The sequence below is a fragment of the Paraburkholderia sediminicola genome, assembly GCF_046027825.1.
GTDB lineage: Bacteria > Pseudomonadota > Gammaproteobacteria > Burkholderiales > Burkholderiaceae > Paraburkholderia > Paraburkholderia sediminicola_D.
In genome coordinates this window covers 49,261-68,922 of record NZ_JAQQDU010000036.1, presented here as the reverse complement: position 1 = coordinate 68,922, position 19,662 = coordinate 49,261, and the positions used below count along the sequence as shown (strand labels likewise).

22 protein-coding genes are annotated in these 19,662 nt (G+C 61.9%); 13 read left to right on the top strand and 9 right to left on the bottom strand.

From position 1 onward, the window contains the following. The first annotated feature begins 49 nt into the window (after nucleotides 1-49). Both PQQ96_RS20545 and PQQ96_RS20540 read left to right on the top strand, forming a co-directional pair. A complete protein-coding gene (locus PQQ96_RS20545; RefSeq protein WP_408295718.1) occupies nucleotides 50-1,351 on the top strand; it encodes an NCS2 family permease in 1,302 nt (433 codons plus the stop codon). A gap of 233 nt (nucleotides 1,352-1,584) precedes the next feature. Further along, nucleotides 1,585-2,118: a cytochrome b gene (locus PQQ96_RS20540; RefSeq protein WP_408295715.1), complete on the top strand. Its 534-nt coding sequence runs from the start codon at nucleotides 1,585-1,587 to the stop codon at nucleotides 2,116-2,118. A gap of 280 nt (nucleotides 2,119-2,398) precedes the next feature. Here the strand turns inward: PQQ96_RS20540 and PQQ96_RS20535 are convergent, their stop codons facing one another. Continuing rightward, nucleotides 2,399-2,689: a DUF1488 family protein gene (locus tag PQQ96_RS20535; RefSeq protein WP_074287282.1), complete on the bottom strand. Its 291-nt coding sequence runs from the start codon at nucleotides 2,687-2,689 to the stop codon at nucleotides 2,399-2,401. Between the two features lie 416 nt (nucleotides 2,690-3,105). On the opposite strand from PQQ96_RS20535, the gene PQQ96_RS20530 reads away from it, so the two are divergent. The 3 genes from PQQ96_RS20530 (at nucleotide 3,106) to PQQ96_RS20520 (ending at nucleotide 5,805) form a co-directional block, all read left to right on the top strand. Continuing rightward, nucleotides 3,106-5,100, top strand: a complete 1,995-nt coding sequence (locus PQQ96_RS20530; RefSeq protein WP_408295712.1) for a sigma-54-dependent Fis family transcriptional regulator — start codon at nucleotides 3,106-3,108, stop codon at nucleotides 5,098-5,100. A gap of 90 nt (nucleotides 5,101-5,190) precedes the next feature. Next, nucleotides 5,191-5,496, top strand: a complete 306-nt coding sequence (locus PQQ96_RS20525) for a 2Fe-2S iron-sulfur cluster-binding protein (protein ID WP_408295709.1) — start codon at nucleotides 5,191-5,193, stop codon at nucleotides 5,494-5,496. An 18-nt stretch (nucleotides 5,497-5,514) separates the two neighbouring features. After that, nucleotides 5,515-5,805, top strand: a complete 291-nt coding sequence (locus PQQ96_RS20520) for a HigA family addiction module antitoxin (RefSeq protein WP_408295706.1) — start codon at nucleotides 5,515-5,517, stop codon at nucleotides 5,803-5,805. A 171-nt stretch (nucleotides 5,806-5,976) separates the two neighbouring features. On the opposite strand, the gene PQQ96_RS20515 is transcribed toward PQQ96_RS20520, so the two are convergent. The 6 genes from PQQ96_RS20515 to PQQ96_RS20490 all read right to left on the bottom strand — a co-directional run bounded on the left by PQQ96_RS20515 (nucleotide 5,977) and on the right by PQQ96_RS20490 (nucleotide 11,161). Beyond that, nucleotides 5,977-6,171 carry a YqaE/Pmp3 family membrane protein gene (locus PQQ96_RS20515; protein WP_042325076.1) on the bottom strand — a complete coding sequence of 65 codons (195 nt, stop codon included), beginning with the start codon at nucleotides 6,169-6,171 and terminating at the stop codon, nucleotides 5,977-5,979. Between the two features lie 80 nt (nucleotides 6,172-6,251). Then, nucleotides 6,252-6,446: a DUF1653 domain-containing protein gene (locus tag PQQ96_RS20510; protein ID WP_074287278.1), complete on the bottom strand. Its 195-nt coding sequence runs from the start codon at nucleotides 6,444-6,446 to the stop codon at nucleotides 6,252-6,254. A 183-nt stretch (nucleotides 6,447-6,629) separates the two neighbouring features. Then, the gene (locus tag PQQ96_RS20505) at nucleotides 6,630-7,976 is read right to left on the bottom strand and encodes a glutamine synthetase family protein (RefSeq protein WP_408295701.1); all 1,347 of its coding nucleotides are present in this window, start codon (nucleotides 7,974-7,976) and stop codon (nucleotides 6,630-6,632) included. A 200-nt stretch (nucleotides 7,977-8,176) separates the two neighbouring features. Beyond that, complete coding sequence (locus PQQ96_RS20500; protein ID WP_408295699.1) at nucleotides 8,177-8,734, bottom strand: helix-turn-helix domain-containing protein; 558 nt, start codon at nucleotides 8,732-8,734, stop codon at nucleotides 8,177-8,179. 15 nt (nucleotides 8,735-8,749) lie between these two features. Beyond that, nucleotides 8,750-10,039 (bottom strand): NAD(P)/FAD-dependent oxidoreductase, encoded by a 1,290-nt coding sequence (locus PQQ96_RS20495; RefSeq protein WP_408295696.1) that lies wholly within the window; start codon nucleotides 10,037-10,039, stop codon nucleotides 8,750-8,752. A gap of 216 nt (nucleotides 10,040-10,255) precedes the next feature. Beyond that, entirely contained in the window at nucleotides 10,256-11,161 is a 906-nt protein-coding gene (locus PQQ96_RS20490; RefSeq protein WP_408295694.1) for a LysR family transcriptional regulator, read from the bottom strand. Between the two features lie 131 nt (nucleotides 11,162-11,292). Between PQQ96_RS20490 and PQQ96_RS20485 the strand changes: the two genes are divergently transcribed. Together PQQ96_RS20485 and PQQ96_RS20480 are read left to right on the top strand one after the other, a co-directional pair. Further along, nucleotides 11,293-12,162 (top strand): pirin family protein, encoded by an 870-nt coding sequence (locus PQQ96_RS20485; protein ID WP_408295760.1) that lies wholly within the window; start codon nucleotides 11,293-11,295, stop codon nucleotides 12,160-12,162. Nucleotides 12,163-12,348: 186 nt separating this feature from the next. Further along, nucleotides 12,349-12,753, top strand: coding sequence for an OsmC family protein (locus tag PQQ96_RS20480; protein WP_408295757.1), 405 nt, complete (start codon nucleotides 12,349-12,351; stop codon nucleotides 12,751-12,753). Nucleotides 12,754-12,846: 93 nt separating this feature from the next. On the opposite strand, the gene PQQ96_RS20475 is transcribed toward PQQ96_RS20480, so the two are convergent. Continuing rightward, entirely contained in the window at nucleotides 12,847-13,491 is a 645-nt protein-coding gene (locus PQQ96_RS20475; RefSeq protein ID WP_408295691.1) for a helix-turn-helix transcriptional regulator, read from the bottom strand. 350 nt (nucleotides 13,492-13,841) lie between these two features. Here PQQ96_RS20475 and PQQ96_RS20470 point away from each other — a divergent pair, with 350 nt between their 5' ends. The 3 genes from PQQ96_RS20470 to infA all read left to right on the top strand — a co-directional run bounded on the left by PQQ96_RS20470 (nucleotide 13,842) and on the right by infA (nucleotide 15,301). Continuing rightward, nucleotides 13,842-14,060 carry a hypothetical protein gene (locus tag PQQ96_RS20470; protein WP_074289946.1) on the top strand — a complete coding sequence of 73 codons (219 nt, stop codon included), beginning with the start codon at nucleotides 13,842-13,844 and terminating at the stop codon, nucleotides 14,058-14,060. Nucleotides 14,061-14,611: 551 nt separating this feature from the next. Beyond that, a complete protein-coding gene (locus PQQ96_RS20465) occupies nucleotides 14,612-14,893 on the top strand; it encodes a hypothetical protein (protein ID WP_074287274.1) in 282 nt (93 codons plus the stop codon). Nucleotides 14,894-15,028: 135 nt separating this feature from the next. Then, nucleotides 15,029-15,301 (top strand): translation initiation factor IF-1, encoded by a 273-nt coding sequence (gene infA / locus PQQ96_RS20460; protein ID WP_012427521.1) that lies wholly within the window; start codon nucleotides 15,029-15,031, stop codon nucleotides 15,299-15,301. Between the two features lie 170 nt (nucleotides 15,302-15,471). Here the strand turns inward: infA and PQQ96_RS20455 are convergent, their stop codons facing one another. Next, nucleotides 15,472-16,215 carry a GntR family transcriptional regulator gene (locus tag PQQ96_RS20455; protein ID WP_408295687.1) on the bottom strand — a complete coding sequence of 248 codons (744 nt, stop codon included), beginning with the start codon at nucleotides 16,213-16,215 and terminating at the stop codon, nucleotides 15,472-15,474. 262 nt (nucleotides 16,216-16,477) lie between these two features. Here PQQ96_RS20455 and PQQ96_RS20450 point away from each other — a divergent pair, with 262 nt between their 5' ends. The 3 genes from PQQ96_RS20450 to PQQ96_RS20440 all read left to right on the top strand — a co-directional run bounded on the left by PQQ96_RS20450 (nucleotide 16,478) and on the right by PQQ96_RS20440 (nucleotide 19,647). Beyond that, entirely contained in the window at nucleotides 16,478-17,716 is a 1,239-nt protein-coding gene (locus tag PQQ96_RS20450; protein WP_408295684.1) for a cyanate transporter, read from the top strand. A 193-nt stretch (nucleotides 17,717-17,909) separates the two neighbouring features. Further along, a complete protein-coding gene (locus PQQ96_RS20445; RefSeq protein ID WP_408295681.1) occupies nucleotides 17,910-18,485 on the top strand; it encodes an ANTAR domain-containing response regulator in 576 nt (191 codons plus the stop codon). A gap of 10 nt (nucleotides 18,486-18,495) precedes the next feature. Beyond that, nucleotides 18,496-19,647, top strand: coding sequence for a CmpA/NrtA family ABC transporter substrate-binding protein (locus PQQ96_RS20440; protein ID WP_408295679.1), 1,152 nt, complete (start codon nucleotides 18,496-18,498; stop codon nucleotides 19,645-19,647). Nucleotides 19,648-19,662 lie beyond the last annotated feature (15 nt).

Here is a 19,662-nt window from a genome sequence, read left to right as displayed (position 1 = left end):
CCCGTATCAGCCACAAGAAACGCTTTTTGAACAACGAGAGACCCGCCTCATGGACTCCATAAAACGATACTTCGGCTTCGAAGCCGCCGGCACCAACCTGCGCACCGAAGTGCTCGCCGGGCTAACCACCTTCCTGACGATGGCCTACATCATCTTCGTCAACCCGGCGATTCTCGGCGACGCCGGCATGCCGAAGGACGCGGTGTTCGTCGCGACCTGCATCGTGGCCGCGCTGGCCTCGCTGATCATGGGTCTCTACGCCAACTACCCGATCGCGCTCGCGCCCGGCATGGGCCTGAATGCGTATTTCGCGTACACCGTCGTGAAGGGCATGGGTTTCACGTGGCAAGCGGCGCTCGGCGCGGTGTTCATCTCCGGCTGCCTGTTCCTGATCGTCACGCTGTTTCGCGTGCGCGAAGTGATCGTCAACGGCATTCCGCATTCGATACGTATCGCCATCACCGGCGGCATCGGCCTGTTTCTGGCGATCATTTCGCTGAAGTCGGCCGGCGTCGTGGTCGGCAATCCGGCCACGCTCGTCACGCTCGGCGATCTGCACAACCCGCACGTGATTCTCGCGGTGATCGGCTTCTTCGCGATCGTCACACTCGACTATCTGAAGGTGCGCGGCGCGATCCTGATCGGCATTGTTGGCGTGACGGTGCTGAGCTTTTTCTTCGGCGGCAACCAGTTCCACGGCATCGTCTCCGCGCCGCCGTCGATCGCACCCACGCTGTTCCAGCTCGACATTCGCGGCGCGCTCTCCGGCGGCGTGCTGAACGTGATCCTCGTGTTCTTCCTCGTCGAACTGTTCGACGCGACCGGCACGCTGATGGGCGTGGCCAATCGCGCCGGGCTGCTGGTCGAAGGCAAGATGTTTCGACTGAACCGCGCTCTGCTCGCCGACAGCACGGCGATTCTGGCTGGCTCCATGCTGGGCACGTCGTCAACCACGGCGTATATCGAGAGCGCGTCGGGCGTGCAGGCCGGTGGCCGCACGGGCGTAACGGCGATCACCGTCGCCCTGCTGTTCCTCGCGGCGCTGTTTTTCGCGCCGCTGGCGGGCGTGGTGCCCGGCTACGCGACGGCGCCGGCCCTGCTGTACGTGTCGTGCCTGATGCTGCGCGAAATGCTCGACCTGCCGTGGGACGACGCCACCGAAGTCGTGCCGGCCGCGCTGACCGCCCTGCTGATGCCGTTCACCTACTCGATCGCCAACGGCGTCGCGTTCGGTTTCATCTCGCATGCCGGACTGAAACTGCTGACCGGGCAGGCGCGCAAAGTGAAACTGGTGGTGTGGATCATCGCGGCGATTTTCCTGTTCCGTTATTTCTACCTCGGCAGCGAATAAGCACGGCGGCTCATGACGCGAAGCTGCGGAACAAGACGTGACGCGGCATGCCGTGGCGACGCGCGACGCCACGCAACGCAGCCTGATTGAAAGCATGGCGGCATCGCCGCGGTGTTGGGCACGGTTCGGTCTGGATCAACAATCGTTTTATTGAAGGCGCCCGTTCTGGTCGGGCACCCTTTATCATCCGATGATTGATAAAAACCAACGAACTGGTCACAGGAGTTCCCTGCATGTCGCCTTACAGCCGCGCCTCGGACCGTTATACGACGCCCGCCATCTTCTTCCACTGGGCGATCTTTCTGCTGGTCGCGCTTGCCTATCTGGCCATCGAAATACGCGGGCCGAAAGGGTCTGACAGCCGGGCTTTCTGGAGCAGTGTGCATTATTGGGCCGGCACCCTGGTGCTCGGGCTGGCGGTTCTGCGCCTGCTATGGCGGCTGTGGGCCGGTGCACCTGCCGAAATCGAAGGTAATCGCCTGCTCGCGTTTCTGGCGCGCGCAGCCCATCTCGCCTTGTACGTTTTTATCTTCGCGCAGCCGCTGCTCGGCATCCTGATGATCAATACCGGCGGCCATCCGGTGACGCTGGTCTGGATCAACGTCAATTACACGCTGGTCGGCGCGGATCCGGTTGCCCGGCCATTGCTCAAGACAGCCCACGAGTGGCTGGGTAACGCGTTTTACTGGGTGATTGGATTGCACGCGCTTGCGGCTATTGCGCATCACGTGGTGTTCAAGGATCGGACGCTGCGGCGGATGGTTTGATCAGGTTCCAGTCTTTCGCGCATGCCGCGTTGGCGCTTGCACTCGCAGCACCTGGAACATCCGGCCGCGCGGGTGAGGACCTGGGCGGCGCGAATGGCCGCGGCCAGTTGAGGACCCGTTGAGGTACTAACGCCGCGCTTGGGTTTGCGTCTCGTGTTGCTCTTGCGCGGCTTCTTCTACTTATTGCTCTGTGTGCTCGTCAGGCCTATTTTTTGGCCTTATTGTTTTGGGCCTTATGCTCAGGCTGATTTTCGGGCCGGAACCCAGCAGTCAGATTTGCTCAGTTGCGCCAGTTCGCTTCATAGAAACGAACGTAGCCGCTCCTCAGCACCAGACATTGCGCCCGCGTTTCCGATAACAGACGCCTCGTGGCCGCCTCGATCCGGGCCCGGTGCGCGTCGAATGCGTCGACCATGTCCTCCAGACGCGGTGATGCGGCGCCGAAGTGATCTTCCAGCGCCTCTGCGGTGATCATGCACTCCACCCTTTGCCCATCAACCATCGCCGGGAACGCCAAGGTAAGTTCGCGACCTGAATATTCAGGAGTTTCGTTCGGGAATAGGATCTGCATGGGAGTTCACCTAAATGGTTGGCGCGGCGCTGGGTCGATTGGTACTGCGCACGCTGGTTGAGACTGGTCGCACTTGCAGCGCTTTTCCTCCTTGCTGGATGCTGGTGGTGCGGGTCCGTCACCCCACAGTTGCAACGGCGTCGAACTTCGCGCCCGGCGGAGGTGATTTGATTCACTGTAGACGAGTTCGGGCGCTGCGCAAGTTTTCCTTTCTGTTTGCTTGATTTTGGTGCTTCACAGGCTGTTTGGGGGCGCGGGCCGAGGTCAACGCAACCCCGTTTTTCCCTGCCACGCAGCTTTCGCCTGGGTTCTGCTTCGTCCTGTAATATCGGTGTTCGGCCGCAGGCGCTTATGTTGCGCTGCGGAACGCAACGGCGGGCAACGCACCCGCCGGGTCCGATAACCGGAGACATGCCTTGACCCTTCGATCTGCCACGCCGCCCACCATCGGTCAGCCAGATGTCATCGCGCAAGCGCATGCCCGCTCGCTCGAAGTCGGCCTGCGTGCGTCGGAAACGCCGGACTTTCAACCGCTGCGCCGCCTCGCGCTGCGTGAACTCGTCGATCGCAACCAGTCGCTCTATACCCACGCGCTGCCTGTCATGGAGACGCTGCATGCGCAGATCGTCGACACGCAAAGCATGGTGCTGCTCACCGACAATCACGGTGTGATTCTCCACAGTCTCGGTGACAGCGACTTCGTCGAAAAAGCCAATCGCGTCGCGTTGTGTCCGGGCGTGTCATGGGCCGAAGCGGATCGCGGCACGAACGCGATCGGCACCGCCCTGATCGACGGGCAGCCGACCGTCGTGCACGCCGGCGAACATTTCCTGCACGCGAACCGGATTCTCACCTGTTCGTGCGCGCCGATCGCGGATCCCTTCGGGCGCACCATCGGCGCGCTTGATGTCAGCGGCGACACGCGTGGTTTTCACAAGCACACGCTCGCGCTCGTGCGGATGTCGGCGCAGATGATCGAAAATCATCTGTTCTCCAATCAATTCGTCGACGCTATTCGCGTCCACTTTCACGCGCGCGCGGAATTCATCGGCACGCTGTACGAAGGGCTCGCCGCGTTTGCACCGGACGGCACGTTTTTGTCCGCGAATCGCAGCGCGCTGTTTCAATTTGGGCAGCCGCTCGCCGACCTGCAAAGGCAAACTTTCGACGCGCTGTTCGGTATTGCATTCGCCCGGCTGCTGCAACAGATCGCCCGCGCCCCCGGCGAAAGTATCGTGCTGACGCTGCCAAGCGGCGTGCGGGTAGTGGCACGCGGCGAATTTGCGGTGCCGCATTATGTCGCGCCGCCAGATGGTTTTCCTGACACCGCGCGTACGGCCACTTCCAACGGCACGCGCGCTGCGGCCCGGCCCTGCGAAGCGCCGCCACTCGCCACACTCGAAACGCTCGATACCGGCGATGCAACGGTCTCTGCGATCCTGCGACGCGTCGCCAAGCTGCGCGGGCGCGATATTCCCATTCTCGTACTCGGCAAAACCGGCACGGGCAAGGAATGGCTCGCCCGCGCGATCCATCACGATTCGCCGCGGCGGGCCGCCCCCTTCATCGCGCTGAATTGCGCATCGTTGCCCGATACGTTGATCGAGGCAGAGTTGTTCGGCTATGAAGACGGCGCGTTCACCGGCGCAAAGAAACGCGGCAGCGTCGGCAAGATCGTGCAGGCCGACGGCGGCACGCTCTTTCTCGACGAAATTGGGGATATGCCGCTGGCCCAGCAGGTGCGATTGATGCGCGTGCTGCAGGAACGCACTGTCGTGCCGCTCGGTGGCACGCGGGGGATTCCGGTCGATCTCCGCATCGTTTGCGCGACCCACCGCAATCTGCGCGCGATGATCGAAGCCGGCACTTTCCGTGAGGACCTGTATTACCGCATCAACGGTCTCGTCGTCACTTTGCCGGCGCTGCGCGAGCGTAGCGATCTGGCGGCGCTCGTCGAGCGCATGCTGGCGCAGCAGCCGGATGGCGAGCGTTTGCCGCGTCGCGTGTCCGATGAGGTGCTGGAACGGTTTGCACAATGCCGCTGGCCAGGCAATCTGCGGCAATTGGCTAATGTGCTGCGCACCGCAAGCATCATGGCCGAAGGCGCAGAGCAGATCGAACTCGAGGATTTGCCGGAGGATTTTCTGCAGGATTGTGCGGATGCGCCCGACGACAAAAGCGCTCAACCGCGCGTGGCGCGTTCAGGCAACGGCGCGGGGACTGATGGCCAGGAAAAACCGGAGGCTGCGCCTATGCAGGCATCGCCCGCGCGGATGGAGGAATGGCAGGCCACGTTGATCGCGCAGACGCTCGCTCGACTCGACGGTAATGTGTCGGCGGCGGCTCGCGAGTTGGGGTTGGCGCGAAATACGGTGTACCGGTATCTGCGGCGTGCGGACACGGCGCATTGACATGGCGGCGATGCCGGCGAGTTAGGTGCCGTGCTGTGAGCGCGCTCTTCAGCGTGTAAAGTGTGGCGCAATCCGTCACCGATTCACACGATGTCCGACCCTAACCGCCCGCCTCTCGTTCGCGTCGAGCCGCTCGGCCAAAGCTTCGAAGCGCCCGATTCACTCACGATCCTCGAAGCCGCCGGCTTCGCGAATCTGCGTCTGCCGCGCTCGTGCCGCAACGGTACTTGCCGGACGTGCATTTGCCGTTTAATCAGCGGCTCCGTTTCGTACACCATCGAGTGGCCCGGTTTAAGCAAGGAAGAAAAGGCTGAAGGCTTTATCCTCCCTTGTGTCGCGGTCGCCCAGTCCGATCTGGTTCTGGATGTTCCAGATGCGTCGAAAATCGTATCATGAATCACTAAGGAGCCGACGATGACATCAATGCATAACCCGGCGCACCCCGGACTGGTGCTGCGAGACTACCTGGGCGACCTCAGTATCACAACTGTTGCTGAGAGGCTTGGCGTCACGCGAGCGGCGCTCTCGCGGATTCTCAACGGACATGCCGGAATTTCGGCGGACATGGCCGTGCTACTCGGCGCTGCGCTGGGCACCTCAGCGGAGATGTGGACCATCATGCAAGCCCGCTATGACCTATGGCAGGCGCAACAGAGACCGCATCGCCAGATCCAGGTGTTCCCAGAACTGGCGCACGCCGCATAGACGCGTGACAACACCGACACTAAACCGCCCCCCGAGGCGGTTTTTTTACGTCCAGACCAACCAGCCGGCATCGAGTGGCTCTTTCATTTCTAATAGGGCATGCATTGGCGAACTGGACGCCATCAACGCACGCCTGAACGACACGGACGCGCGTTTGAATCGCATTCCGCCTTACCGCCCGTTGCCCATCGCCCGGGCGATTTTCTTGTCGGTGTTGTACTGGCTCAGCGCATACACCGACCAGATCGCGGCCGGAATCCAGCCAATCAGCGTGATCTGCAAGATCAGGCAGATGATCCCGGCAAACGGCCGGCCGATCGTGAAGAACTGAAACCACGGCAGTAGGATGGCAAGCAAAAGACGCATTCAGATTTCCTGTTTGTATTGACCTGGCAGTACGCGTTCGTCGAGTGCGATTGCGCTTGTAATCGCTTGAACGGGCCCGCCTAGTTGATCGGCGCGAAGCGCGGCACCTTGGTGCCGTCGATATCGACCAGCTCGAAAAAAACCGAAGCCGGACGTGTCCAGATCGTACCATTGCTGGCTTTGTAGACGATCATTGTGACCGTCGGATCGGACTCCAGCGTCGCCTCGCAAACCAGCTCGTAAATGCCGCCTTTGTAGTGTCGATAACGCACCATTCAACTACTCCTGTCCGATCAACGGAATTTTTATAAACGGGCCGACGTCCTCCGAAGCAGAGCACGTGCTTGTGTTGCGCCCGTTATTTTAAACCGGTGGCAGCGCGTAAATATCACTGATGCAAGCACACGCCATAGACCGTCAAGAGGCGTGGCCCCCGGAGCGGCAAAAAACGCCAACGCTCAAAGGAACCAGCGGTATTCCCGCGCGCTCACTTCGTTCATGAAATCCAGATGGTCCTGGCGTTTATTCTCGCAATAGACCATCACAAACTCTTCGCCCATGCCCGCGCGCACCACCGGATGATCCTGCATGGCGGCAACGGCCGTGAGCATGTCTTTCGGGAAATCGATTCCACTCCTGCGATCCTCATTGAGCGGTGCGATGGGCTCGCAAGCGGCGTCCAGCCCGTATTCCATGCTGGTGAGAATGGCGGCCAGCACGAGGTAAGGGTTCGCGTCAGCGCCCGCCACGCGGTGTTCGATGCGCAAGTTGCGATCATCCGATTCGGGAATGCGAATGCAGGCGTCGCGGTCTTCGAAGCCCCAACTCGCACGGCTGGCAGCATTCGCTTTCCAGCCATAGCGGCGAAAAGCGTTGTGATTGGCAGCGAAAACCGGCATGCAATGCGGCAGCAGAGCGAGGCAGCCGGCCACGGCGTGGCGCAACGGTTGCTGACCGTCTGCGGCCAGCAGGTTCTTGCCGGCCTCATCGTAGAGACTCACGTGCACATGCATGCCACTGCCCGGCGCCTGCAGATACGGCTTGCTCATGAAGCTGGCGCGGTAGCCGTGTTTCATCGCCACACCGCGCGTGCTGCGGCAAAATAATGCGGCCCAGTCCGCGGCGCGCAGACCATCGTCGTTGTGGCCAAAGTTGATCTCGAACTGTCCCGGTCCCAGTTCAGCCGTGATCACGGTAGCATCCACGCCCTGCTCGCGCGTGGCGTCGACCATCTCACCCAGCACACTGGAGAACCGCGACAGTCGCTCGATATGCATGTTTGGCTGGTCGTCCCTGTCGTCACAGAACGGATCGCGTGGGAACTGCGGCAGACCGTCCGCGAGCCTGGCGTCGAACAGGTAGAACTCCAGTTCGAAGGCCACGACCGGGCGGATACCGCGCCGTTCGAAGCGTTTCAGCACACGCGCCAGGACCTCGCGCGGCTCGAACTCGATGGGTGCCTCGGTGCCGTCCGAGCTGATCAACATCTGCCCCAACGGCTGAGTTTCCCATCGCACAGGCTTGAGGGTGCCGGCAATCAGGCGGCGTACCGCATCCGGATCGCCGTCATTGAAGCAATAGTCGCCGATCGGGTACAAGCCGCCCTGCGCACCGAGCAAAATGCAGTTCTGGGGCAGCTTCAGGAGGCTGCCGGCCGCAACCTTCTCGAGCATGTCCACAGGGTATCGTTTGCCATAAAAATGCCCAGGGATATCCAGGCAAATGAGGTCGACGTAACGCACCTCGGGATACGCCGCGCGGAAGGCGCGTACTTCGCTGAGCAGGTCGGCGCTGGGGGAAGTCATGTTGTTGTCCTTCTCACGCAAAAAGTGATGATTGAGATTCTGTTCAAAGTTGCGATGGACCCAGACAGGCAGGTCTGGCGGCATAACGGAACGTGGCATGCACGACGTCCAGTGATGATGTCCATGCATGACGCCATTAATTAGCGATCCGAATTTTATTCGGCGCAGCATCCCTGCTTCATCCAGATCCGACCTGAATCCTAGGCGAACACCCAAAGCACCCGTGTCGGTTCGTCGGAAAGGTTGGCGTAGCGGAACCGCGCATGCGCCGGCACCTGGAATCCGTCGTTGGGGCCAAGGGTTACCGGCTGCGCCCCGTCGTCCAGCCAGATGGTCAACTCACCTTCGAGGACGAAGCCACCTTGCTCGTCGCTGTCGTTCAACGGTCTATCACCGCTGCTGGCGCCCGGGGCCAGGTGACTTTCCAGCATGGAGAAACCCGCCGACATATTTGGCGACACCAGCACGTCAGTCACACCCTCGGCGTAATAGAGGGTGCGGCGTTCATCCGGCCGGGTGACCCACGGCAGCGCGCGCGGCTTGCTCAGGTTGTAGAAATAGGTGGTGGGCACGCCCAACGCCTCACCGATGGCGGTCAGATCGCCCACCGTCGGACGCGAGAGGCCGCGCTCGATCTGGGAGAGGAAACCCACCGAGCGGCCAATCTTTTCCGCCAACGTGCCCAAGGTCACTTTCTTGTGCTTGCGAAGATCGCGAATCAATATCGCGAGACCTTCAATTTCTTCCTGCTTGTTCATCTTCTGTTCCTTCCGTCAGACTTTATCGCGCAGACGATACCAGGTCTTCCCAATGACCTCCAGCGGCGCAGCCAGCAACGCTCCGCCGGGAAAGGGCGGATTGTTGATGGCCTGATACAGGCCCAGCAGTTCGTCGTCACCTAGGATGGCGGCGGCAACCGCCCGGGCTGCGGCAAGCGTGGGGAGCACACCGTGCCCCGAATAGCCCTGCAGCCAGTAGCGCTCACCCTCGCGACCGATATCCGGCGTACGCCTCATGCTGATATCGATATGTCCGCCCCAGGCAAACTGCATCTCGACCCCGCGTAGTTGCGGGAAAGTCCGCTCCAGGTACGGCCTCGTGGCCGCCGCAATATCCTTGGGAATACCGCCCGCGTAGGTGCAGCCGCCGCCGAATAGCAGGCGGTTATCCGGACTCAGGCGGAAGTAGTCGGGAACGAACTGGTTGTCGATAACGCAGCTGTTACGCGGCAGCAGCGAGCGGGCCACTTCCGGCGCCAGCGGCGCGGTGGCAACCTGATAGGTGCCGACCGGCAGCATGCGTCTCGACAATTTGCGGTCGAGGCGATCGATATAGGCGTTGCAGGCAAGCACCAGTACATCCGCACGCACCTCGCCCTTGTCGGTGCGCACCACATAACCGCCAGACGTTTCGCGGTAGTCCAACACCCGGCTCTGCTCGAAGATGCGTCCACCGGCCTGCTCGATCGCCGCCGCCAGGCCTTGGGCCAACTTCAGCGGGTTCAGGTGGCCCGCCTCGGGATCGTAGAGCGCCGCATGGTAGCGATCACTCGCAATCCATTCGGGCATCTCGGCGCGAGGAATGACGCGCATCCCGTCGTAGCCCCATTTTTCCGCGGCTTCCTGCTGGGCCTCCTGTAGCAGCGCAACGCGGCGCGGCAACACTGCCGCCCATAGACTTCCGGCACGGTAGTCGGCATCGAAGGCATGCCGCTCCGGCAGCTCACGAATCTCCCGGGCGGCCCAGCGCATGCTGTCCCACAGTTGGCGAGCGCGTTCCAGCCCCAACGCAGCCTCCAGCGGCGGCATGTCACAGGACCAGCCGAGCAGCGCCTGGCCGCCATTACGCCCGGACGCCGCCCAAGCCACCCGGCTAGCCTCAAGCAAGGTGACACGCTTGCCCGCGAGCGCCAGGCGCAGCGCCGTGTGCAAGCCGCTGAAACCGGCGCCGACGATTAGCACGTCGGTGTCCAGGCGCTCCTCCAAAGCCGGGCGCTGTGGAATCGGGCCTGGATAGGTGCGCGCGTAATAGCTAGCGACGTGCTCGGCGGACTGGTGGAACATCGTGCTGTCTCATGAAAAATTCAACCATTAATTTCATGAAAAAATAGCATCAATTTTTCACCAAGGCAAGTGCGGGCTAAAAGACGGCTTGTTGTAGCGTGGGATACAAGGGGACGATTAGGCGTTCACAGAGACCAACGACCTCGTCGCGGGATTCTGGCTGTGGCAAGTCAAGTCGATGGAAGCCGCCCTCGGCATGCAGGTCCTCAAACGCTTTCATGCCTCGTCGATCTGCTCAAAGCGCATCGCGAGAAAATCAATCAGCGTTCGAACCGAGGGCAGCAGGCCGCGCCGCGAAGGAAATACCGCGTGAATAATGCCGCCCTTCGGCACCCACGCGGGCGTGATCCTCGTCAGTGTGCCGAGCTTCAACTCGTCGGAGACCAGCATGACCGGCAACTGGGCGACGCCGGCTCCGGCGACGGCGGCCTGCCGCAGCGCAATCATGTCGTCGGTAACGAACCTGGGCGTATGGCGGATCGTCGCCACCGCGCCCTCCGGTCCCTCCAACTGCCACGCATGCTCCCCGTGCGGTGGCCCGAAATCGAGGCTGGGCAAAGCGGCCAGATCGGCCGGTACCGCCGGCACACCGTGCTGTTGCAGTAACGCCGGACTCGCGACCAGACACCAGTTCCGCTCGCCGAGCACCTTCATCACGAGATCGCTGTCTTTCAACGGCGGCGGACGCACACGGATCGCCACATCAATGCCCTCGCCGACCACATCGACGACGCGATTGGTCGCTTCCAGATGCACGGTGACCCGCGGCGTTTGCGCCATGAAGTCGGCCAGGATGACGCCAACGCGCGCGTGCAACAGCGCAACAGGACAGGTCACTCGAACGATACCTTGTGGCTCGGAACGGTTCAGGTCGATCGCCTGTTGAGCCGCTTCTGCCTCAATCAACATGGCCTTGCAGTGACTGTAGTAACTCTGGCCAATCTCTGTGACCGAGAACCGCCGCGTCGAGCGTTGAATGAGACGTACGCCGAGTTGCGCTTCAAGCAATGCGATACGTCGGCTGAGCGTCGACTTCGGTATGCCGAGGGCTCGCCCGGCCGGTGCAAAACCCTGGTAATCGACCACCTGGGCAAAGAAATAGAGATCGTTGAGATCCTGCATCCGCTGCGCCCCATCGTTCCATGAATGAGACACTGAGGATACCCCGCGCTATCTACCGGCGTCATGAGCCCTCGTCTACTCTTCTGTCATGCAATCAAGGTCGTTTCGACCTTTAACCAGGAATTTGGATGATGAAGAAGATTCTCGGCATGTATAGCAATACGGGTTCGCATTGGGTCGGCGACGGTTTTCCGGTGCGCACGCTGTTTTCGCACCAGACGCTAGGCCACCACCTGAGTCCGTTTCTGATGCTCGACTATGCGGGCCCGGCCCGCTTCACGCCCACGGCACGGCCGCGCGGTGTGGGTCAGCATCCGCACCGCGGCTTCGAGACCGTGACCATCGTGTACGAGGGCGAAGTGGAACACCGAGATTCGACCGGCAGCGGCGGCCGGATCGGTCCCGGCGACGTGCAGTGGATGACCGCCGGCGCGGGGATTCTGCATGAGGAGTTCCATTCGCAGGCGTTCACGAAGACGGGCGGCACGCTCGAGATGGTGCAGTTGTGGGTCAACCTGCCCGCGAAGGACAAGATGACGGAGCCGGGTTATCAGACCGTCCTGGCTACCGACATCCCATCGATCGCGCTGCCGGATGACGCCGGAACCGTCAAGGTCATCGCGGGGAGCTACGAAGGACGGACTGGACCCGCCCACACCTTTACGCCGATTGACGTATGGGATCTGCGTCTGAACCATGGGCGCACGGCACGATTCACGCTGCCCGCTGGCAGATCGGTTGCGCTTGTGGTGCTGCGAGGTGAGGTACTCGTCAACGGCGATCAGGTGGCCGGTGAGGCGCAGCTTGTCGTACTGGAGCGCGAAGGTACCGATATCACGGTGGAAGCGAACAGTAATGCGACCGTGCTGTTGCTGAGCGGAGAGCCGATCGATGAACCGATCGTGGCCTATGGCCCGTTCGTGATGAACACGTCCGACGAGATCCGGCAGGCGGTGGAGGATTTCAACAGCGGGCGTTTCGGCCAGATGGCCCACGGATAGCAAACTGAGTCCACGCGTCGCGCTAGCGAGTGTCCTGACCATCCGCACTTCGTTAAGATAGGTACCGCCCCCCCCCGATGCCGCTCTCCATCGGGGGCACAGGCGGCGCTTGCGGGAATAGCAGGCACCCACCCGATGCCCCTAAAAACAACGTCGCACCTTCGTGACACTAGTGTGAGGACAATGATGACTCTCGCGATTGCAACCGCCACCTCGGACGCAGATGCGCCCAACTATATCGTCAAGGTCGACGCGGGCACACACAGCCTGGTCGGCGATGAAGGGCCGCACGAAGGGGGACAGGATAGCGGCCCGGCCCCCTTCGAATTCGTGCTCTCGGGTCTAGCGGCATGCACCGCCGCCACGCTCAGGATGTACATGCAGAAGAAAGCATGGCCGGGCGGCCGGATCAAGGTCGAGACGGAATTACACAGCGAGCGCGACGGCGGACAATTTATCCGGCGCACCGTCTCCGTCGATGGGCCGCTCGACGGTAGCCAGCGGACCCGCCTTGCTGAGATCTGCGAGAAAACACCTGTCACCTTGTTCATCAAACGGGGAACACGAATCGACACAACAATGCAAGAGTGAGATGGAGCGTCTCGTTACGTCAGTATCGAGCGCTGCTCGCGGTCGGCGGAACCCTGAAAACCGCAGCGCTATCCCACTGCGATCGGAGAACGGTCAGCCGCCCTCTTTCATCTGCTTCAGAATCTTATAGACGGTGGCGCGCCCCATCGTCAGTACCGCCGCCACATAGTTCGCGGAACTCCGGCCGCGAAACGCGCCTTGCGCATGCAGCGCTTCGACGATTTCCCGCTTGTGTTCGCGCGTGAGTGCATTGATGCCGATTTGCCGCTCGCGCAGCCAGGTGTGCAGGAACGTGTTGATACGGTCCTGCCAGTCGTCGCGGAACAACTCCTCCGCGGGCGCCTCCGTCAGATTGCCGCCTTTGATGAACAGATCGAGCGTGGAGCGCACATCTTCGAACACCGCGATGTTGAAGTTGATGCACAACATGCCGGCCGGCTTACCGTCGTCGTCGAACAGGATGTTGCTCACGCAGCGCATGCGACGGCCATCCCAATTGAGCTTCTCATACGGACCGATCGTCTTGCCACGCGCCGCGTAGTGGACTTCATCGAGCACCGAGGGCCCGCCGACTTCGAGCTTCGACAGGTTGTTCACGAGATACGCGATCGTCTGATCGCGCAGGTCGTGAATCACGACTTCGGCACAGGGATAGAACAGCGCCGCGATGCCGTCTGCAATGGGTGCGTAGCGGTCCAGCAGCAGGTCTTTCACGGGAGAGACGGTTGTCTTGCGCATTGAGAAATCGCAGTGTTCGAGGGATGCGGCGCCGCTTTCGCCCAAATGAGCCAATCGGGGCGCCGAGGTTAAGGCCGGCAGGCAAGGCAAGCACAACAATACCGGGCAGCCAGGCGCGGCAATTCGCCATTGTAGCGACCCCCAATCCGCGGCGGCGAACGCGACGGCGTGACGGCAGCGCAACGGCTATTTTATTGCGGGGCCGCATCGCGCTCAGGGCTTTGATGGGCGCTCGACGGCATGCTACCCACACGCCCCGATTGTTGCGTGCGCACCCGGAGATTTTTGTCCACGTGGCCGGCGCTTTTTTTTCGTGCGATAAAAGAACCAACCCATTCACGGAGCAACAGATGGCCACGCTCGAAGCGTTTCGCGCCGTGCTCGATGACGAAGGCACGCCGGAAATCATCCGCAATCACATCATCGATTCGTTGCAATACACGCTGCGCAATCACGGGCAGATTTTTACGTCGAAGGAAGTCGAATGGCTGTCCGGCTGGGATGATGCGCGCATCCCGCTCGCCGCTTCACGCGAGTTGCAAAAGCGTGTCGCCGAAACCACCCGCTGAAGCTCGCCCGCCTTCGCCGTCACGGCGCCACCCCACAAACGGCGTGCTGGCCATACCCCGGCACGCCGTTCGTCGCAGCCGTTTCTTGCCCAAAGCCCCGCCGGTTGGGCGGTTTGGTCGCGCTCGGAACTTTTTGCTATCCAATTAGCCCCATTTAGTGCATCATATTGGAATAGCTGTATTGCGCATCCGTACTAGCGGCAATACAAGCGGCAGTACCAAACAGGTTCAATCGGCGTCTCCGCACCACCCCCGACTGTTCGACCGCTGCCCGTCGGCGATCCCGTCACTCCGGCAATGCGCCGCCTGCATTCGCCGTCGCGAGTTGTGCAGCTGAGTAGTTCATTTACGCGCCCGATGTCTGCGCGACATCAGCGTGTTTCTTCTCCATCGAATCCGCGATTTTGCGCGGCCGCGCTCATGCCCTTGCCATCGGGCCTGTGCCAATCTTTTTCCATGGCAGCGCGCCCCAAGGTGCTGCGCTGCCGGGTCTGTTGTGTCGCGCGTAACACGCGTGACACGGAGGCCACGTAATACAGGACACGTGCTTCATGAATTCAGTTGTCAAGACGTACAAGGGTTACGAAATTCACCCGCTCGTCTATCCGCGCCGCCCTGCGGGTGCTCAGACGGGCCGCAATCCGGACGCAGGCTACGACGCGTCGGTACGCATCTGCCGCGTGGGCGCCAATCCGGCTGCCGACGGGCGTGTGTTCCGTCTGCAGTATCTGTTTCCGTTTGACGGCACGGGCAAGGCGCGCATTGCGTGCATGGCCCATGCAGAACAATTGATCGACGGCCGTGTAGACGGCCAGTCCGTCGCCGATCTTTGAGCGGTACTATCAGCGAATCGGCTGGTGCCGCAACACAGATGGCCTGAAAGCCAACTGTCAACCGTATCAGATGTTGCGCCACGCGGCTTAGCCGCGCGACCAACACCCACTTATCCCATCGACCAGGAGTTATGCATGGCGAAAGAAGAATTGCTCGAACTTGACGGTATCGTCGACGAAGTACTTCCGGATAGCCGTTACCGCGTGACGCTCGACAACGGCGTCGTGGTTGGCGCTTACGCGTCCGGACGCATGCGCAAGAACCACATCCGTATTCTCGCGGGTGACCGCGTGACGCTGGAACTGTCGGTTTACGATCTGACCAAAGGCCGGATCAATTTCCGTCACAAAGACGAGCGCGCCACCGGTGGCGGCGGCGCACGCAACACGCAATTCCGTCGCCGTTAAGGCTGGCGGCACGCTGACCGCTCATTGAGTTAGCTCATGATCGGCCCGGGCGTGGTCAATTGTTGCTGTTCAGTTTGTTCGCGAAGCCTTTCGCGCGCCTTCTCCGGCTTGACTCGTTGATTCGAGCCTGAGCGGCGCGCTGTGGCGTCGCACGTATTGCCCTTCCTTTTCTACACGCCGAACACCGCACCGAGATTCTCTCCTGCGGCGCTCTTGCGCATCTGTTCCACCACCCGCTCCTCCAACTCCGATAGATGCTCGCGCATCGTACCCAGCGCCGCATGCAGGTCCCCTGCATCGAGCGCTTCGATGATCTGCATGTGCTCGTCCGCGGAACAGGTCGAACCCTTCGACGGGTCGAACAACGCCTTGTACAACTCCGTCTTCGCGACGAGTTGCCCAACCAGGCCGAGCAATTCCGTACCGCCCGCCAGTTCGGTCAACAGCACATGAAACTGGCCCGCGAGCCGCACGGATTCCTCGATAGCGCCCGTGCGTGACGCCTTCTCTTCATCGCGTACATGGGCGCGCAGGCGGCGCTTGTGAACCGCACTCAAACTCCCGCACAAAGCCGCGACGATGCCCGCCTCGACAATCTGCCGGGCGCGATACACCTGACGAATGTCCTCTTCCGATGGCGACGGCACAAATGCGCCGCGATTCGCCTCGAGCACCAGCTTGCCCTCAAAACCCAGCCGCGCCAGCACCTTGCGCAAAGCACCGCGCGTGCAACCGAACGCCGCGGCGAGATCGCGCTCGACCAGTTGCGCGCCCGGCCGCAGACGGCCTTGCAACAACGCTGCGGTGATCGACGCGTAAACGCGCTCCTCGACGCTGATCGAGTCGTCGCCGATCGCAGTGTGAAGCGGCGCTTCTGTGTCGGCAGACGAGGTACTTCGGGAACGTGGAGCCATAAGTTCAGTGACGGAAACGGAGCGAGATCGCCCGGCATTCTAGCGGCGGCGGACGGCCCGCGCCATGCGGGCAGCGTGTAACCTATACCGGACATCAGTTAAATGGTTAACCATTTCAGGTTATTATGGTTGACCAAAATAATCCGGAAATGGATTTTTCGCCTCGTTCGACGTTCATTCCCAAGCATGCCGCTACGGTCACGCCGCTTTTTTGCGCGCTTACGGCGGCGCTCACCTCTAACCTCTCACTTCCAGGTCCATCGTGAATACGCACTCCAGCGCCACTCCCGTCCGTACCGACGCCAAGGATGCATCCCACGCGCTGACGTGGCGGGACGCCTTATGGCTGGGCGTGATCGTGGTGATTGGCATCAACCTGCGGCCCTTGCTGACGTCGATCAGTCCATTGATGACGACGATCCGCGCGGCAACCGGGCTGAGCTTTTATGGCGCCTCGTTGCTAACCAGCCTGCCGGTCGTCGCGATGGGCATCGGCGCGTTCGGTGCCGGCGCGCTCACGCGTTCAATTGGTGAAACGCGTGGCGTTGCGCTCGGCTTGCTGGCGATCGCGCTTGCTTGCGGTGCGCGCTGGGTGGCGGCAAGCGGTGAGACCTTGTTGTTGACGGCGGCGTTCGCGGGCGTCGGCGTCGCGGCAATTCAGGCGCTGCTGCCGGCTGTCATGAAGCAGCGTTTTCATGCGCGCGTGCCGCTAGCGATGGGGGTTTTCTCGGCTTCGATCATGGGTGGCGGCGGGCTCGGGGCACGCTTGAGTCCATGGGTGAGCAGCGTGATGGGATCCTGGCACGCGGGTCTCGCGGTATGGGCTATACCCGCTCTCGTGGCGTTGCTGTGCTGGCAGGGTTTGAACCGCGGACCTTCCCACGGCCCCGCGGCGCAGCCCGCTCCCACAAATGCGGTGACTTTTCCGCTGTGGCGCAAGCGGCGCGCCTGGACGCTCGGCTTGTACTTCGGGATCGTCAACGGCGGATATACGACCCTCGTCGCGTGGCTGCCGGCGTTCTACCAGCAGCGTGGGGTGAGTGTCGCGGATAGCGGTTCGCTGCTTGCCAGCATGACGGTGTTTCAGGCTGTATCGGCTTTGCTGCTGCCGCTTGCTGCGGCACCGTTTCGGGATCGGCGGCCGTGGTTGGTGCTAGGTTTGTCCGCTCAATTCGCCGGGTTGCTCGGATTGGTCTTGTGGCCCGACGCAGCGCCGTTGGTCTGGGTCGGCGTTGCCGGCGCCGGACTTGGCGGAACGTTCTCGTTGACGCTCGTCACAGCCATGGATCATTCGGCGGATCATCGCGTCGCGGGAAGGCTGGTTGCGTTTACTCAGGGGGTTGGGTTCATTGTGGCGGCCGTTGCACCGATGTTTGCTGGCGCTCTTCGGACAATGAGTGGCTCGTTTTCGACCACGTGGACAATGCTTCTCACCGGCGTGGCGGCGATGATTCTGGTGAGCTTCCTGTTTTCGCCGCGCAGCTATGAGAGATGGCGTTGATAGTTTCAGCAACTGCCGCGGCGTCGCGTTCACAGCGCGCCGCTTCGGTGCATGCCGCTCGCATGCCCCGCGCCGGTGCAGACACCGCAGCCTGAACTGCTCTTAAGCCGGTGACTTCACTGGCTTTATCGTAGCGCTCGCCGCCTGGCATACCTGTTGCTCTATCAGTATCCAGCCGTCTCAACCACACTCCATGCTGCGCGTCCTCCTCGTCACCGATACCGATAAGCCCATTGGCGATCTGCGCGATGCCCTCGCGCGGCTCGGCTACGATATGCTCGCCAGCACCGCGACGCCGCAAGCGCTGCATCGTGTGGTCGAAAACGAACGGCCAGACGTCATCATCATCGATACGGAATCGCCGTCGCGCGATACGCTCGAACAACTCGCGGTGATGAACGCCACCGCGCCACGTCCGGTGCTGATGTTCAGTCACGATGCGAACCAACAACTGATTCGCGACGCAGTCGGTGCGGGGGTCACGGCCTACCTCGTCGAGGGTCTCGCCTCGGAGCGGATCGCGCCGATTCTCGAAGTCGCACTCGCACGGTTTGCGCAGGAGTCGCAGTTGCGCGAACGCCTGGCGCAAGCCGAAAACGAACTCGCCGAACGCAAGCTGATCGATCGTGCCAAACGCCTGCTGATGGATCAACAGAAGATCACTGAACACGCCGCGTACGCCAACCTGCGCAAGCGCGCCATGAATCAGGGCGTCAAACTCGCTGAAGTCGCGCGTGCCGTCATCGCGTTGGCAGATTCGCTCAAATGAAGCGCCGCTCATGAACTCTCCCGCCCCCCTCGCCCCAACGTCCGCGCCTGCGCCGCTCGAGAAAACCCATCTGCGGCTCGGCTTCGTCGCGCTGTCCGATGCCGCACCGCTTATCGCCGCCAAGCTGCTCGAATTCGGCCACGCTCATGGATTGACACTCGAGTTGTGCCGGCAGCCGTCATGGGCCGCCGTGCGCGACAAGTTGCTGTCCGGCGATCTCGACGCAGCGCATGTGCTCTACGGTCTCGTGTACGGTGTGCAACTCGGACTCGGTGGTCCGCAAACGGATATGGCCGTGCTGATGGTGCTCAATCGCAATGGTCAGGCAATCACACTGTCGAACCGTCTTGCCGATGCATTAGCCGAACACGGCACCCTGCCCAGGGCTTTGGCAACGCTCGGCCGCAAACCGGTGCTCGCGCAGACCTTTCCGACGGGCACGCACGCGATGTGGCTGCACTACTGGCTCGCGTCGCAAGGCGTGCATCCGTTGCGCGACATCGAAAGCGTCGTGATTCCGCCGCCGCAGATGGTCGCCGCGCTCGCCGAAGACAAACTCGACGGCCTGTGCGTCGGCGAGCCATGGAATGCGATGGCAGAGGCACAAGGGGTCGGCAGAACGGTCGCTTACACGAGCGAGGTGTGGCCCGACCATCCCGAGAAAGTGCTGGCGTGCCGGCGCGATTTTGTCAGCGCGAATCCGAATACGGCGCGAGCCCTCGTGCAGACGATGCTCGAAGCGTGCCGCTGGCTCGACGGCATCGGACATCGTGAGGAGATTGCACACTGGCTCGCGCGGCCTGAATTCATCGGTATCGATGAAGCCTTGATTGCGGCGCGATTCGGCAACGAGATCGCCGCCTCGGCGCCGCAAGGCCTGCCTGTGCGGTTCTTCGACAACGGCGCGGTGAACTACCCTCGCGCCGCCGACGGTGCCTGGTTCCTCACACAGTTCGAACGCTGGGGCATGATCGATTCACGCGCGGATTACGGGGAGATCGCGGCGCAAATCAATCAGACGCAGTTGTATCGCGAGGCGGCCGCACACGTCGGCGTGGTGGTGCCGGGCGACGAGCGCTCTCAAGTGCTGATCGACGGTAAGGTGTGGGGTAACGACACGGCATCCGAGGCTTACGCGCGGAGCTTCACGATCCGCGCATAGCGTTGCGGTTGCGGT